General features: G+C 50.9%; 12 protein-coding genes. 2 read left to right on the top strand and 10 right to left on the bottom strand.

Annotated elements, in window-relative coordinates; translation table 11 throughout:
• Nucleotides 1-17 precede the first annotated feature (17 nt).
• Complete coding sequence (dcd, locus tag ACO0LK_RS12715) at nt 18-584, top strand: dCTP deaminase (protein ID WP_186945400.1); 567 nt, start codon at nt 18-20, stop codon at nt 582-584.
• Entirely contained in the window at nt 584-1504 is a 921-nt protein-coding gene (locus tag ACO0LK_RS12710) for a glutaminase (RefSeq protein ID WP_422975575.1), read from the top strand. The genes dcd and ACO0LK_RS12710 overlap by 1 nt, the downstream gene beginning before the upstream one ends.
• Before the next feature lie 104 nt (nt 1505-1608).
• Here the strand turns inward: ACO0LK_RS12710 and ACO0LK_RS12705 are convergent, their stop codons facing one another.
• From ACO0LK_RS12705 to iscX, 10 genes are all read right to left on the bottom strand, one after another.
• On the bottom strand, nt 1609-3060 hold the full coding sequence (locus tag ACO0LK_RS12705) for a DUF1501 domain-containing protein (RefSeq protein ID WP_422975573.1): 1452 nt from the start codon (nt 3058-3060) through the stop codon (nt 1609-1611).
• Between the two features lie 12 nt (nt 3061-3072).
• Nucleotides 3073-5565, bottom strand: a complete 2493-nt coding sequence (locus tag ACO0LK_RS12700; RefSeq protein WP_422975571.1) for a DUF1800 family protein — start codon at nt 5563-5565, stop codon at nt 3073-3075.
• Between the two features lie 356 nt (nt 5566-5921).
• Complete coding sequence (locus ACO0LK_RS12695) at nt 5922-6851, bottom strand: flagellar brake protein (protein WP_422975569.1); 930 nt, start codon at nt 6849-6851, stop codon at nt 5922-5924.
• 161 nt (nt 6852-7012) lie between these two features.
• Entirely contained in the window at nt 7013-9283 is a 2271-nt protein-coding gene (locus ACO0LK_RS12690) for an Orn/Lys/Arg decarboxylase N-terminal domain-containing protein (protein WP_422975567.1), read from the bottom strand.
• A gap of 363 nt (nt 9284-9646) precedes the next feature.
• Nucleotides 9647-10435, bottom strand: coding sequence for a MipA/OmpV family protein (locus ACO0LK_RS12685; RefSeq protein WP_422975565.1), 789 nt, complete (start codon nt 10433-10435; stop codon nt 9647-9649).
• 16 nt (nt 10436-10451) lie between these two features.
• Nucleotides 10452-11021: a DUF4337 domain-containing protein gene (locus ACO0LK_RS12680; RefSeq protein ID WP_422975563.1), complete on the bottom strand. Its 570-nt coding sequence runs from the start codon at nt 11019-11021 to the stop codon at nt 10452-10454.
• Nucleotides 11022-11028: 7 nt separating this feature from the next.
• Nucleotides 11029-11511, bottom strand: a complete 483-nt coding sequence (locus tag ACO0LK_RS12675) for a dihydrofolate reductase (RefSeq protein WP_422975561.1) — start codon at nt 11509-11511, stop codon at nt 11029-11031.
• Nucleotides 11512-11553: 42 nt separating this feature from the next.
• Nucleotides 11554-12348 carry a thymidylate synthase gene (locus ACO0LK_RS12670; RefSeq protein WP_422975559.1) on the bottom strand — a complete coding sequence of 265 codons (795 nt, stop codon included), beginning with the start codon at nt 12346-12348 and terminating at the stop codon, nt 11554-11556.
• Nucleotides 12349-12498: 150 nt separating this feature from the next.
• Nucleotides 12499-14031, bottom strand: coding sequence for a sensor histidine kinase (locus tag ACO0LK_RS12665; protein WP_422975557.1), 1533 nt, complete (start codon nt 14029-14031; stop codon nt 12499-12501).
• 420 nt (nt 14032-14451) lie between these two features.
• Nucleotides 14452-14643: a Fe-S cluster assembly protein IscX gene (iscX, locus tag ACO0LK_RS12660; protein WP_422975555.1), complete on the bottom strand. Its 192-nt coding sequence runs from the start codon at nt 14641-14643 to the stop codon at nt 14452-14454.
• Between the last annotated feature and the right edge of the window lie 4 nt (nt 14644-14647).

The following is a 14647-nucleotide window of genomic DNA, read 5'->3' as shown; positions in this document are numbered from 1 at the left end:
TTGGGCAGGAGAAGTAAATGAGCATCAAATCAGACAAGTGGATACGTCGTATGGCTGAGCAAACCGGCATGATAGAGCCGTTTGAACCTGGTCAGGTGCGTGAGCGTGATGGCAACCGCATCGTCAGTTATGGTACGTCTTCTTATGGCTACGATATTCGCTGTGCCGATGAATTCAAGATTTTTACCAATATCAACAGCACTATCGTTGATCCGAAAAACTTCGATGAAAAGTCTTTCGTGGATTTCAAGGGAGATGTCTGCATCATCCCCCCGAATTCTTTCGCGCTGGCCCGCACCATGGAATATTTCCGCATACCGCGCAGCGTATTGACGATCTGCCTGGGCAAATCAACCTACGCCCGTTGCGGCATCATCGTCAATGTCACACCATTCGAGCCAGAATGGGAAGGCTATGTCACGCTGGAATTTTCCAACACCACACCATTGCCAGCCAAGATTTACGCTGGCGAAGGTTGCGCCCAGGTATTGTTCTTTGAGAGTGATGAAGTGTGTGAAACCTCATACAAGGACCGTGGCGGTAAATACCAGGGACAAGTTGGTGTGACGTTGCCAAAAACCTGATGCAGCCTGATTACACCGCAATCCTCGCGACGATTTTTGCGGAAGTTCAACCCCTGTTGTCACAAGGCAAGGTTGCTTCGTATATCCCGGAATTGTCTAAAGTCTCTGCCCAACATTTTGGCATGGCAGTGTATTGCCTCGACGGCAGTACGTATTCGATAGGTGACGGCGAACAAAAATTTTCGCTGCAAAGCGTTACCAAGCTGTTTGCCCTGGCGCTGGCATTTGCCCGTGAAGGCGATGCCATCTGGGAAAGAGTGGGGCGTGAACCATCAGGTAATCCTTTCAATTCCCTGGTGCAGCTTGAGTATGAAAAAGGCAAGCCGCGCAATCCCTTCATCAATGCCGGTGCGCTGGTGATGACGGATATCCTGTCGGGGCGTTTTGTGCAGTCAGATATTGCGGTGCTGCAGTTTGCCCGCACCATCGCCGGTGAAAACAGTGTGGACTTTGACATGGCAGTTGCGCAGTCTGAACGGATGACGGCGCATCGTAATTACGCCATCGCCCATCTGATGAAAGACTTTGGCAATCTGCATAATCCGGTCAAGGCCGTTATCGACAGTTATTGCCGTCAATGCTCCATTACCATGACCTGTGCTGAGCTGGCCAAGGCGGGCAGCTTTTTGGCCAATCACGGCACGATACCCTGGAGTGGTTTGCAGATACTGGATCCCAGTTCCGCCAAACGCCTGAATGCACTGATGCTGACCTGCGGCACCTATGATGCGGCAGGTGATTTCGCCTACCGTGTGGGACTGCCAGCCAAGAGCGGTGTCGGCGGCGGCATACTGGCCCTGGTGCCGGGTGAGCTGGCCGTGGCTGTCTGGTCACCGGGTCTGGATGCTACCGGTAATTCACTGGCTGGCACCTATGCGCTGGAGCGCTTTACGACGCTGACTGCCAGATCGATTTTCTGATTTTTCTGATTTTTCAAATTCTTGCTGCTGGCTTGTTTGCTAGCTTGAAAGCAAAAACCCCTGTTGCCTTGTCAGGAAACAGGGGTTTTTTGTTTGTTGGAATTTTAACCCAGGAAGCCCAGATTACGATTGGAGAAATTCACGATATTCGGGAAAACATCATTGATCTGCGATGTGCTGAGGCCAAACCAGTTTGCCAGTGTGGCGCCATACTGGTCGACTGAAATTTGCGGTATCAGGTTGCCAGATCCCACATCCAGTGCATGCTTCAGGCCCGTGACCGGGAACTCGCCATAAATGTTCTTGCCCTTGACTGCTCCACCGATGACAAAGTGATGCGAACCCCAGCCGTGATCAGTACCATCGCCATTGCTGGTAAAGGTTCTGCCAAAATCAGAAGCGGTGAACATGGTGACCTGATTACGCATATCCGTGCCTTGCAGGTTGCCCAGAACACCATCGAAATAAGTGATGGCATGCGCCAGTTTTGCCATCAGATCGGCATGTGCTGTACGCTGAAAATCATGGGTATCAAAACCACCCATACTGACAAAAAACACCTGGCGCTGGGCGCCAAGGGCGCTACGGCCAGCGATAATGCGGGCCACGGTTTGCAATTGTGAAGCCAGGCCATTGTTCGCCAGAGCGCCGGTATTGGGATTGGTATATTGCGTAGGATTGGGTACCCCGGTTGCACCCGCTGGTGCCATTGCCGGACTGAGCAGGCTTTGCGCATTGATCGAGCGGTTGGTGACGTTGGCGTGTTCTTTCTGGAACAGGTTGCTGCTGTCTGTCGTGATGATGGACTTTAACGGATTGCCGGCCGTGGTCGAGCCAAACAGCGCACCGCTGAGTGCGCCTATAGGGACCGCACCCGAGGCGCTGACCTGGTATTGATTGACGGTACGGCCAGACAGGAATACCGCATTGCCCGAGGCAGAAATCGCCGTAAATACCGGATAGGCATTACTGGCTGCCAGCAGATCACCCATACGTCCACCCCAGCCATAAGCCGCACCTTCCGGCGCATAGGCCTGCCACAGGGATTGCTGGTCATTATGGGAAAACAGTTTGGGTGGCAGTGGCACGCTGACAGCCTTGTATTGCTGTAGCGTGGTGGGCACGATCAAAGGGCCGACATTGCTGACGATGGCCACACGGCCACTGTCAAACAGTGTCTTCAGCGAGCCCAGTGAAGGGTGCAGGGCAAAACTGCGGCCTGCCTGCGTCGTATTAGGCGTAATTGGCAAGACGCCGCCGTTACTGCCCACTGGGGGCAGGGCAATCGACCCGGCTTCGTTGGTGGTGCGTACGGTGGTGTATTGGGTCCATGAGGTGCTGTCGGTTGCCAGCACGGTATTCGCATGGTCATTGGCTCCATACATGAACAGGCAGATCAGCGCCTTGTAACCGCCGGTAGATGTCTGTGCCGCAGCTGAACCCATGGTGGCCAGATTCAGGGCAAATGGCAGGCTGGCGCTGCCGATAGTGCCGGCAGCACCCAGGGCGGACGAATAGCGCAAAAACTGTCGGCGTGAAGCATTAACTTTAGTCATGATGGATCCCCTTTATTTTTGGACCAGATATTCAGGTGATGCCATAGTCAGGAACGTCGCCAGATAAACACGGTTCTTTTTCGCTGCATCTGCATTGGCAGTGTTATTGGTGGGAATAGTGACGGAATTCACAGCAGTCAATATCTGGCTGCGCAGGCCGCTACTCATCTGGTTTGCCATCAGCAGTAAATTCAATTGATCCATCATTTGATCCGGTGTGGCTGCCAGTGCAATCATGCTGGTGTAATCGGCCTTGACATCACGTGAAGAGCCTGTGCCGTTTGGAATGATATCGCGCATGAAATTCAGATAACCGACCACCGAAGTTTCGCCGGTAATCTGCATCTCTGGCGATACCAGACCGGCTGATGCAATGCCGGAATTGGGCGGCACATAACCAGGGCGATAGAAATTAAATACGGTGGGTGAGCGCATCGGTGTCTCGGACAGGCCACTCAGCGGATCATCCATATTGGTCATCAGGAAGCGACCAGAAGTCGAGTTGACACTGAAAGTGCGCATCCAGTTCGCCAGACGCAATACCGGTTCACGCAATTTGCCTGTATTGGCATAGGCCAGTGTGGCATCGTTGCGTGCTTCATTGTCCAGCAAGATGGCTTTGATGACGGCGCGCATGTCACCCCGCACACCCTGGCCGTTGTTGTTGAAGGCAGCTGCAACACGCGACACATATTGTGGGCTTGGATTGCTGGTCACCAGACGCTGTATCAACTGCTTGCCAACGAAAGGACCGACATTCGGGTGATTGAACAGCGTATCCAGTGCAATTTTCAGGTCGGCTTCCGGAGTGGCTGCAGATTGTGCAGGTATGGTCGTGCCGAGGAAGGTCTTGGCTGAAATCGAATGGTATTTCGGGTAGCTCTGCATCGGCAGCCAATCCCGGTTGGGATCGGCATTGCCGCCAAAGAAGCGGGTATCGCTCTTGTCCGGGCCAGCCCAACTCCAGCCGGTGAAGACCTTAGCCAGACCGCTGATGTCGACGCTGGAATAAGTTTCCACTGGTTTGCCGGCATTCAGTACATAAGTGCCGTCCTGATTCAACTGATACAGGCCGATGGTGAACAACTGCATGACCTCACGGGCATAGTTTTCATCCGGGACCTGGGTGCCGGATTCTTTCTGATTGCGCAGGGAAGTCAGGTAGGTGCCCATTATGGGATGCAGGGTCACCGATTCCAGCAGGTTGCGGAAATTGCCGAATGCATTCGCACCCAGCGTATCGTAGTAAGAGGCAACACCACGTGGATAGTTGGCCACGGTGCTGTCCTGGAAAGAGACCACAAAAATTTGCGATAGGGCAAAGGTGGTGCGTTGACGTAACTGATCATCCCCCTTGATGGCTTGCTGCCAGAAGGACTCAAAGAAATTGTTTTGACTCAGATCGCTCAAGCCATTGATGAAGCCTGCCGCCTGTGCATCCATGTAGCTGCGGTGCAGTTTTTGCGGCATGGCAAACTGCTTTTCTATCCAGGCATCATAGCTGCTGCTGGTCAAACTATTGATGTCATTGTTGGTGGCGCCAAAACTGGTTTGCGCCAGGAAACGCGATGCCTGCGCCGGTGTTGGTGCATTGCTGCTGGCCGTCTGAAAGCCCACCAGTGACTGTATGAGGCCATTGGCAACACTGGTATCGTTGGCCGAGATGGTCGCCGCCAGTGTCATGCCCTTGCTGATGGAATCTTCGGTTTTGATGTAACTTAAACCTTGCTGAATGGAGAAGTTTTTGGCAACGCTGTCCTTGTTGTCCAGCAGACTGCTGATCCAGCCATACACCGGGTCACCGGCATAGCCATGTGCCGCAATCAGCATAGAACGCACTACATTGCCACGGCTTACCGTGCCATTGGCCAGACCGTTGGTCCAGTAGTCCAGCCCGGCTTTATCAGGTGGGGAACGGCTCAATACATTTTTGTACACGACGGTGACAAAATCGGCATTGGTCATATTAGGCAGATAGCCGGTCAGCGCCGCATCCTGTATGGCCGCGATATAAAAAGATTCACCGATCTTTTCTATACTCACACCGCTCTTGAACTGATTGATCCAGTAAGCCAGTCCATTGGCATCAGGAATGCGGTTGAAGTAGGCAATGTAAAGTTCAATAATCGCGTTCAGGTCTGTCGCCGAGATTGTTGTCGACAGGTCGGCAATAATCAGGTTGACGGATACATCCTTGAACAGCAATTGTTGAATGCCTGCTGCAATGCTTGTGGTCCCGTCGCTGCCTACGTTGTCTTTGACCGTGTAGCCACCAGTGACTTTGGTAACCGTGTAATTGGAACGGTTGCCGCTGAAGCTGACCGTTGTACTCGATACCACAGGTGCAGGTGCAAACAGGCGTTCCAGTGCGCTTGGCGCAGCAGGGGGCGGATTATTTGCCGTGTTGGTGTCGCTGGTTTTTTTGTCGCCCCCGCAGGCGCTGAGGGCCAGAACGAACAGAGCAACAAGGTAGTGTTTGCGTGCAGTTAGCCGGATAGGTGGCATGGTGACTCCTGATTATCCATTCCGGAGAATTTCATTTGGGAAAACCAATTCTAATGCAAGGGTCTTTACGTGATCGCCATAAAGTGTAACAAACAGTGAAGTTTCACTTAAACTTTGGGCGAGTGTAACAAGGCGTAAGATGATGTGGCGCGCTGGCTGATGTTCTTGCGGTGACGAGAGGCTTTGATGGTCTGCTTGTCAAGGTGTATGCCAGCTACAACAAGGCATGCCATAAGTATCAGCTTTGAATCTAAGCTTTGAATTTCAGCTTTAAATCGCAGCTTTAATGCGTGCTGCCTGTAACGCGATGTAGCCTCGACAATTATTTGCGGTGTTTATTGCCAGGTTTTGCGGACTTAATCCATTTCCGCCAGGGTCTGATGGACAAAGGCAGAGAGTATCAGTTTCGATTGTGCTGATACATCGACGAATTCAAAACCGTGTCTGAATTCCAGGCCATTCTCTGTCGGGGCTTGCGAACGCAGGATGAAGTTCAGCGTCAGGTATTCGTCATTGCCAGCGGCGCTGACCTTGAATTTGATGATGCCCACATCGCCTTTTTTACCGAGTGCTTTTTTAATCACGCCCGATGCCCCACCCATGCTCAGATCGCCCAGTGTTGCTGCTGCCGTTTGTTCCGGATCACCTATGGTGACAGAGGCAATGATTTTGACCGAAGCACGTGAGCCCTGACGGATGGTCGAGCAGCGCACTTGCTTGGGGTAGGTAATGTGCAGATAGGCGTGCGGGGTGTAGACCGATTTGATGGCAGACGCCGAAAACGCGTAGGCTCTTTTGCCAGGAAAGGCGCGGACGATGAAAGTCTGGCCGTCTCTGACGATAACGGACCTGCCATCAATTGTTGGTGCAGTAACAAGAATCGACATGTTTTTGACAAAGCCGATCAATTTGACTGTGTATCGGGTGGCAACATTGTCATGGACTTGCAGGTACAGGGTTTCGCCAACATTCCAGCGTACGCTGTCGAGTTCCATGAGCGTGTCTTTATTGGACTCTTGTGCTGGTGCAGGCGTGCTGGCAGCGGGGCTGGATTGTGCCGATACGGGGCGTGATACCGGCGTCAGTTTGGATGGGATGGTGTCCCACATGGCATCCGGATTGCAATAGCCGTGCTCTAACAGACTGTTCAGCTGATTCTGAGTTTCTACCCTGACACCGGAGGCCATCAATAAGTGCCCCTGCTCATCATAGACAGGCCAGGGTACAGTCTCGCCTACACTGATTTCAGCATGCTTGATTGGCATTAATCCTATCGTGCTACCCATGTCCTGTTTCCGTAATCTTGATTATCGGACTGATTGTATCTCGAAAACGATTGTAATTTAATTGTCGTGTTGTTGCTCTGCATAATAAAAAAGCACTTATCACTTTAATCTTGTGACAAGTGCTTTTTTTGCAAAATAGCCTGCATGAATCAATGCAAGTCTTATTTGGCGATTTCGGCGCTAGATTTGACACAATCAACAAAATACCCACGCTTGCCATCGATTTCAGCCTTCACCAAGCCATGGCAATCGGTTTCAAAGCCAGGGAATCGTTCATTGAAATCACGTACAAAACGCAGATAATCAACAATAGTGCGATTGAAACGCTCACCCGGAATCAACAGCGGAATACCGGGTGGGTATGGGGTCAGCAAAATAGCGGTGACGCGGCCCTCAAGCTCATCGATGGAAACCCTTTCGGTTTCGCGGTGCGCCATCATGGCAAAGGCATCAGACGGCTTCATCGCCGGTTGCATATCGGACAGGTACATTTCTGTCGTCAGACGTGCTACGTCATGGCCTTTGTAAGCCTCATGTATACCCTGACACAGGTCTTTCAGACCTACGCCTTCATAGCGAGGATTGGCCGTCGCAAATTCTGGCAAGATGCGCCACATAGGCTGGTTCTTGTCGTAATCATCCTTGAACTGTTGCAAGGCAGTCAGCAGGGTATTCCAGCGGCCCTTGGTGATGCCGATGGTGAACATGATGAAGAAGGAATACAGGCCGCACTTTTCAACAATAACGCCATGTTCCGCCAGGTATTTGGTGACAATGGAAGCCGGGATGCCGGTCTCTCCAAATTTGCCCTCCAGTGACAGGCCCGGTGTTACGATAGTGGCCTTGATCGGGTCAAGCATGTTGAAGCCGGATGCCAGTTTGCCAAAGCCATGCCAGTCATCTTCGGCACGTATCATCCAGTCTTCGCGTGAACCTATGCCGTCTGCGGCAAATTCTTCCGGTCCCCAGACCTGGAACCACCAGTCCTTGCCCCATTCCTGATCGACCTTGCGCATGGCGCGACGGAAGTCCAATGCTTCGAGAATGGATTCTTCCACCAGGGCAGTACCGCCTGGTGCTTCCATCATCGCCGCCGCGATATCGCAAGACGCAATAATTGAATATTGCGGCGAAGTCGAGGTATGCATCAGGTAGGCTTCATTGAAGCTGTCGCGATCCAGTTTGCGCGTTTCGGATTCGCGCACCAGAATTTGCGAAGCCTGTGAGATACCGGCCAGCAGTTTATGGGTGGATTGCGTCGAGAAAATCATTGATTTTTTTGCGCGCGGCCTGTCTTTGCCGATGGCATGCATGTCTTTATAAAAGTCATGGAAGGTTGCATGCGGCAACCAGGCTTCATCGAAGTGCAGGGTATCAATCTCACCATCGAGCAAATCTTTCAATACTTCGACGTTGTACAGCACGCCGTCGTAAGTCGATTGGGTGATGGTCAGGATGCGCGGTTTCTTGTTCTTGGCTTCGCGTGCAAAAGGATTGGCTTCAATCTTCTTCTGTATGCTTTCCATGCTGAATTCTTCCAGCGGGATAGGGCCGATAATGCCGAGGTGATTCCGTGTCGGCATCAGGAAAACAGGGATCGCACCACACATAATAATGGAATGCAAAATGGATTTATGGCAATTGCGGTCCACTACGACGATATCGCCGGGGGCCACGGTAGAATGCCAGACCATCTTGTTGGATGTAGAGGTGCCGTTGGTCACGAAATAGCAGTGGTCGGCATTGAAAATACGTGCCGCATTGCGTTCGGATGCAGCAACCGGGCCGGTATGATCAAGCAACTGGCCCAGTTCTTCCACGGCGTTACACACGTCGGCACGCAACATGTTTTCACCAAAAAACTGGTGAAACATCTGGCCTATCGGTGATTTCAGGAAAGCTACGCCACCCGAGTGACCAGGGCAATGCCAGGAGTAAGAGCCATCATTTGCATAGTGCACCAGCGCGCGGAAAAACGGTGGTGCCAGGCCATCCAGGTAAGAACGGGCTTCGCGGATAATATGGCGCGCCACGAATTCTGGCGTGTCTTCAAACATGTGAATGAAGCCGTGCAATTCGCGCAGGATGTCGTTCGGGATATGACGCGAAGTACGGGTCTCGCCATACAGGTAAATCGGGATGTCCGCATTCTTGTAGCGGATTTCTTCGACGAAGGCGCGCAGGGATTTCAGTGCGTAGTCGGTTTCTTCATCGGTGCCATCACCAAATTCTTCATCGTCAATCGACAGGATGAAGGCAGAAGCGCGGGATTGTTGCTGGGCAAACTGAGACAGGTCACCATAGCTGGTGACGCCCAATACTTCCATGCCTTCTGATTCGATGGCATCAGCCAGGGCGCGTATGCCCAGACCAGAGGTATTCTCGGAACGGAAATCTTCATCGATGATGACGATGGGGAAGCGGAATTTCATGGAGGTCTCCAAAAAAGCTTGTGACAAGGGAGACGCCTGGGCAAGTTAAATCAACCGCTTGCGCGCCGAAAAATTCAAAGAAACGAATTCTCTCAGATATGTGGGGGCGAATGTGAAAAAATACGCAGGATTGAGGTAGGAAAAGCAAAATTTCATCTGATTGTCATCAAAACCCGATCCGAGCTATATCTTGCTTTGTCAAACCGGGGCAGACGTGAATATTATTTAAAAATCCATGCTGACTTTCCTGTGCTTGTGTCACTGATTATGTTAATAATTGCATCAATAATTGTGTCAATAAAAAAGAGTGTCTGCTTGCAGACACTCTTTTTGAGAAACACGCGAAGCCATCAACAGCAATGATCAGAAGCGATAAGTCGCCGCAGAGAATATGGTGACGGGTGTTTTCTGGAAAATGAACGGGCTCTTGCCTGCGTCGCCACTCAGACGGCTGACAGAAGCACCGGTGATCAGGGACCAGTTGCCATCAATATTCCAGTGCCAGGTCGCGCCCAGTTTGATGTCAGAAATGCCAGATGAAGGTGTATATTGTGCATAGCCACTGATAGCAGATTGCGAAGGCGTGACACCAAAATACGACTGCATATAGGCAGTATTAGCCCAGTTGGCCGTCAGGCTGGCTGACAGGCGGTTTTGTGAATTCAGTGCAGTTGTGGCGCGGCCACCAAAACTGATTTGCAGGCCATTGTGATCAACGCCGGAGCCATAACGGATGGAAGAGGCCAACGAATAATTCTGGTCTATATTGTAATTGACAAAAGCACCAGTTTCGATGGCAGTGTTGACATCGCCAAGACCGCGCAATTTGGATGAACGTGATTCATCACGCGCAGCTTCCAGTGACAGGCGCAGGCCGTATTGCAGGCTGGGGTCTTTGGAAAAGTTATACCCAAGACCATTTACAGCGCTAAAAAATGCACCATTCTTCCATTGCGCATCAAACATCGGATAGGCTGCCAGGCGGCGCTCATTGGAGCCCGTGTATTTAGGCATATAGAGTGCAACTGCACCCAAAGAAAAATTCACATCCTTGGGCAGGTACGGATAAGGCACCAGTTGCACCGTTTGTGAGGTCTGGGCCTGCGCTGTACAGGCTGCCGCCAGTAATGCAATCCCGAGTATTTTTTTCATCTTTTTCTCACTCATATTAAATATGAAGCCAGGCAAGTCCTGCCAGAATAGCACCTACACCGGCCACGCCATAAGAGACATATTGCAACCACTTCTTTTTAGTCAATAAAGTGATTGCTGCCAGCGAAATCGCGATCTGTACTGCCGTCATTGCCTGCGCCCAGCGATGATGCTGGTGCAATGCTGCTTCAGACCGGTGTTCCCATTCTTTGCTGTCTTCTTCCAGTGCTTCTGCTTTTTTCTTGATTTCTTCTTTTTCAGACTTATAGCGGCTCACTTCGCCGCGGTATTTTTCTGCATCAGCGCCAGGCAATACCATTGCTAATTCAGCCAGATTTTGCTTGTTGGACTTCGACTGATAAAAATTCCATTGGTTCGACGCTTCGGTTTTTTTAATTGCCGATTCATTCTTGAACATGGCAGCATCATTCTGAGTTGCGCCACCTTCATAGCCAAACAGGGCACCAACTGTTGCCATAATGGCAGTCATGACAGCAATCCTGCTGGCAAAATCGTCATTGCCGTGTGCCGCATGTTCCAATTCATGGTCATGCGGGCCATGTACGTGAAAACCGTGTCCTGACATAGTAATCCTAAATCTTTTCGTAAGTCACAAATGCGAAGTGTAAATTAATTTCTTTTGAGTAACATTTTTCTCTTGCTGTCTCTTTCCATAGTAATGGATCAATGACAGGGAAAAAAGCATCACATTCAAATTCCTGTTGTATTTCTGTAACGATCAGCGTATCTGCAAGTTGCAGGCTTTGCTGATAAATTTCTGCACCACCGATAATGAAGGCATGATCATCGTCTGTCAGTACCAGTGCTTCGTCTAATGAGCCGACGCTTTCCGTGCCGGCATGATGCCAGTCAGGGTTTCGCGTCACGACAATATTGCGCCTCTGTGGCAGCGGCCGGCCTATGGACTCGAAAGTCTTTCTGCCCATGATGATGCTATGGCCGCTGGTTGTGCGTTTGAAATGGGCCAGATCTTCGAGAAGGCGCCAGGGCAGCGTATTGTTGATACCAATACCCCGTTTTTTATCAGTCGCAACGATAATCGTTAATGATGACATGCTGATGAATCCTTGTTTTCAGACTGTGTTTTAGACTATGTTTCAGACCGCGACCGGTGCTTTGATGGCAGGGTGGAACTGGTAGTTTTCAAACGCAAAATCATCATACTGGTAGTCAAACAAAGTATCTGGTTGCTGTTTTATGATTAATTGGGGCAAGGGGAAGCTGGTGCGTGACAATTGCTCATTTACCTGATCCATGTGATTGGAGTACAGATGGCAATCGCCACCGGTCCATACAAAATCACCTACGCCAAGACCGGCCTGTTGCGCCATCATGTGAGTAAGTAGGGCATAAGAGGCGATATTAAAAGGTACACCCAGGAAAATATCTGCACTGCGCTGATACAACTGGCAAGACAATTTTCCATCCGCGACATAAAACTGGAACAGGGCGTGGCAAGGTGGCAGCTTCATCTGAGGAATGTCAGCTACGTTCCAGGCTGACACGATCATGCGGCGTGAATCAGGGTTATTCCTGATTTGCTCCAGCACCTGTTTGATCTGGTCGATATGTTCACCAGCAGGTGTTGGCCAGTTACGCCATTGTGAGCCATACACCGGGCCAAGATCACCATTCTCATCAGCCCACTCATCCCAGATGGAGACGCCGTTGTCTTTGAGGTACTTGATATTGGTAGAGCCGGCCAGAAACCAGATCAGTTCATGGACGATGGATTTCAGGTGCAGCTTTTTGGTTGTCACCAGAGGAAACCCCTCATTCAAGTCAAAACGCATCTGGTAACCGAAAACGGACAGGGTGCCGGTGCCGGTACGGTCAGTTTTGCGTGTGCCATGGTCTTTCACATGACGCATGAAGTCTAGGTATTGATGCATGAGGGATGTAAGTTGCTATGTTGTTCAGGGCTGGCGGACTGAAATGCAAGTGTTTTTATTGTATAAAAAACCACATGATTTCAATTTTTACAGTGCGCCAGTATACCTTAGTGGTGCTCAAATTGGCTTGAGCAGGCGAAGTTAACTTTTTTAGCGCTTGCTCAGCAGAGGATTGGCTGGTTCTGGTTCGCCAGGGGCAATGAGGGGCAATTTGATTTCAAAACAGGTACCAACGCCGACCACGCTGGATGCATGAATGCTGCCGCCGAGTACATTGGTGATGATATTGAAGGTGATGCTGAGTCCGAGACCACTGCCACCCTGACCGAATTTAGTCGTGAAAAATGGCTCGAAAATGCGGTTAATGATATCGGCTGGTATGCCCTTGCCGTTATCTTCAAAGACGATCGCGACTTGCTCACCCTGCTTTTCGGCAGTGCAGCGCATATGGCCTTCTTCCCGGCCTTCGAGACCATGGGCCACGGCGTTATTGACCAGATTGGTGAAGACCTGGCCGAGCAGGCCAGGATAGCTGTCCAGTTGTATGTCGGCAGGTATATCCAGTTCCAGCGTGTACGGTGTTTTTCTGAGGCTGGAGTGCAGCAGCGCTGTCAGTTCCTGTAGCATGATCAGCAAGGCAAACTGGCGGCGCTGGGCACTGGACTGGTCTACCGCAACCTGTTTGAAATCACCCACCAGATGGGCAGATTGCTGCAAGCCACGCAACAAGAGCTTGGTAGAGTCAAGAGCGGTGGTGGCGTAGCGTGTGAGGTCAGAACGGCGCATTTTGCCTTCTTCCACCATTTTTACCAGGGAGCGGGTTTCTTCTTCCAGCGTGCTGGCAACCAGCAGGCAGTTGCCCAGTGGGGTGTTGAGTTCATGAGCGACACCGGCAACCATGGAGCCCAGAGCAGCCATACGTTCTACCCTGGCCAGTTCGGCCTGGGCTGAATTGACGTTGCTCAGTGCGGCTTCCAGGTTTTGATTAACGGTTTCCAGCTCCTGCGTCCTTAATCTGACCTTGGATTCCAGCGTGCCCGAGTATTCAAGTAATTGCTGGTTCTTGACTTCGAGTTCGCTGAATGAGCGTTGCAGTGCCTGACGGGTGGCCTCCAGGCTGGTGGCCAGATGGCCCAGTTCATCTTCACGGTTCAGTGCGATAGGGTCATTCAATTCTCCATTCGCCAGCCTGTCCGATTCGCCCATCAGAATTCTGACAGGTTGCACCAGACGCCATTGCAGTACCACCAGAATAAAAATGATGGCCAGTATCAGGGATAAGACTGCGGTCGTGACGTAGCGACGAAAATCAGATGCCAGGCTCTCCTGCAATAAATCTTCAGCCAGCGTTAGCCTGACCTGGCCAATCACTTGTCCGCCATGCTTGATTTCCCTTTCCATGCTGGTAAAGGGACCTTTCTGGGTTTGCTTGCGGGTATCGTTCTTGATGAATTCTTTGCGGTCGGGCAGGGTAATGACTTCGATAGTCGCGACCCGGGGGTCGGAATACACCACTTCGCTGGATATGTTGGCAATTTCAGGGGTGATCTGCCACAGCGGTTCACTCAGGATGACGGACAGAATTTCAACCAGACGATTATGATCTTCTGCATTGCGTACCTGGGCTGCGGTTTCTATCGTATGCAGATGATAGGGAATCAGGATGGCAGCAGGGACGGTCAACCCGAATACGACGGCTAGAATGATCGCAAGTCTGAGCGTAATTCTGCTGCGTAGTGCGGATAAGAGATGTCTAAACTGCATTCCAAGATCCTTGTGCAACACTTCCCGGGAAGGTATAGCCAGGTCGAGCATATGACCATGCTCAACTGACATTCATTTATTGATCAGTGACAGACAAACTCATTGAAAGCCGGGAACGCATCCCTCTGTTATTTATGAAATCAGTTCTAAAATACTAAAAGGTTTTTTGCGTTTCAGCAAGATATCATTCTCATGACGAAAATATATTTTCAAATGCTGTGGGCTGGCAGGCACAAGACTGCGCAAGGATTGCATTGGGGTAAGTGATTTAACGCCTGAGAACAAGGCAATTCAATTGAAGCGGGACTTAAGCGGAACCTAAGCGGAACTTGTTTGCCGCTATCTTTCTTCTATCCAGGCCATTTGTATGGCTTCCAGGATTTTTTCACCGCCACGCAGGTGGTCGTCATCGAACTCTTCCAGTTCCACGATCCAGTTGTGCAAGTCGGTGAAGCGCACCGTCAGAGGATCAATGCCTGGAAATTTATCGCTCAAGGCTTCAGCGATTCTGTAAGTGTCTGTCCATTTCATGGCG

It is taken from the genome of Undibacterium sp. Ji49W (genome assembly GCF_049340205.1).
Classification (GTDB): Bacteria; Pseudomonadota; Gammaproteobacteria; order Burkholderiales; family Burkholderiaceae_D; genus Undibacterium.
The sequence above is the reverse complement of the archived record's forward strand: the minus strand, read 5'-3'. Positions and strand labels throughout refer to the sequence as shown.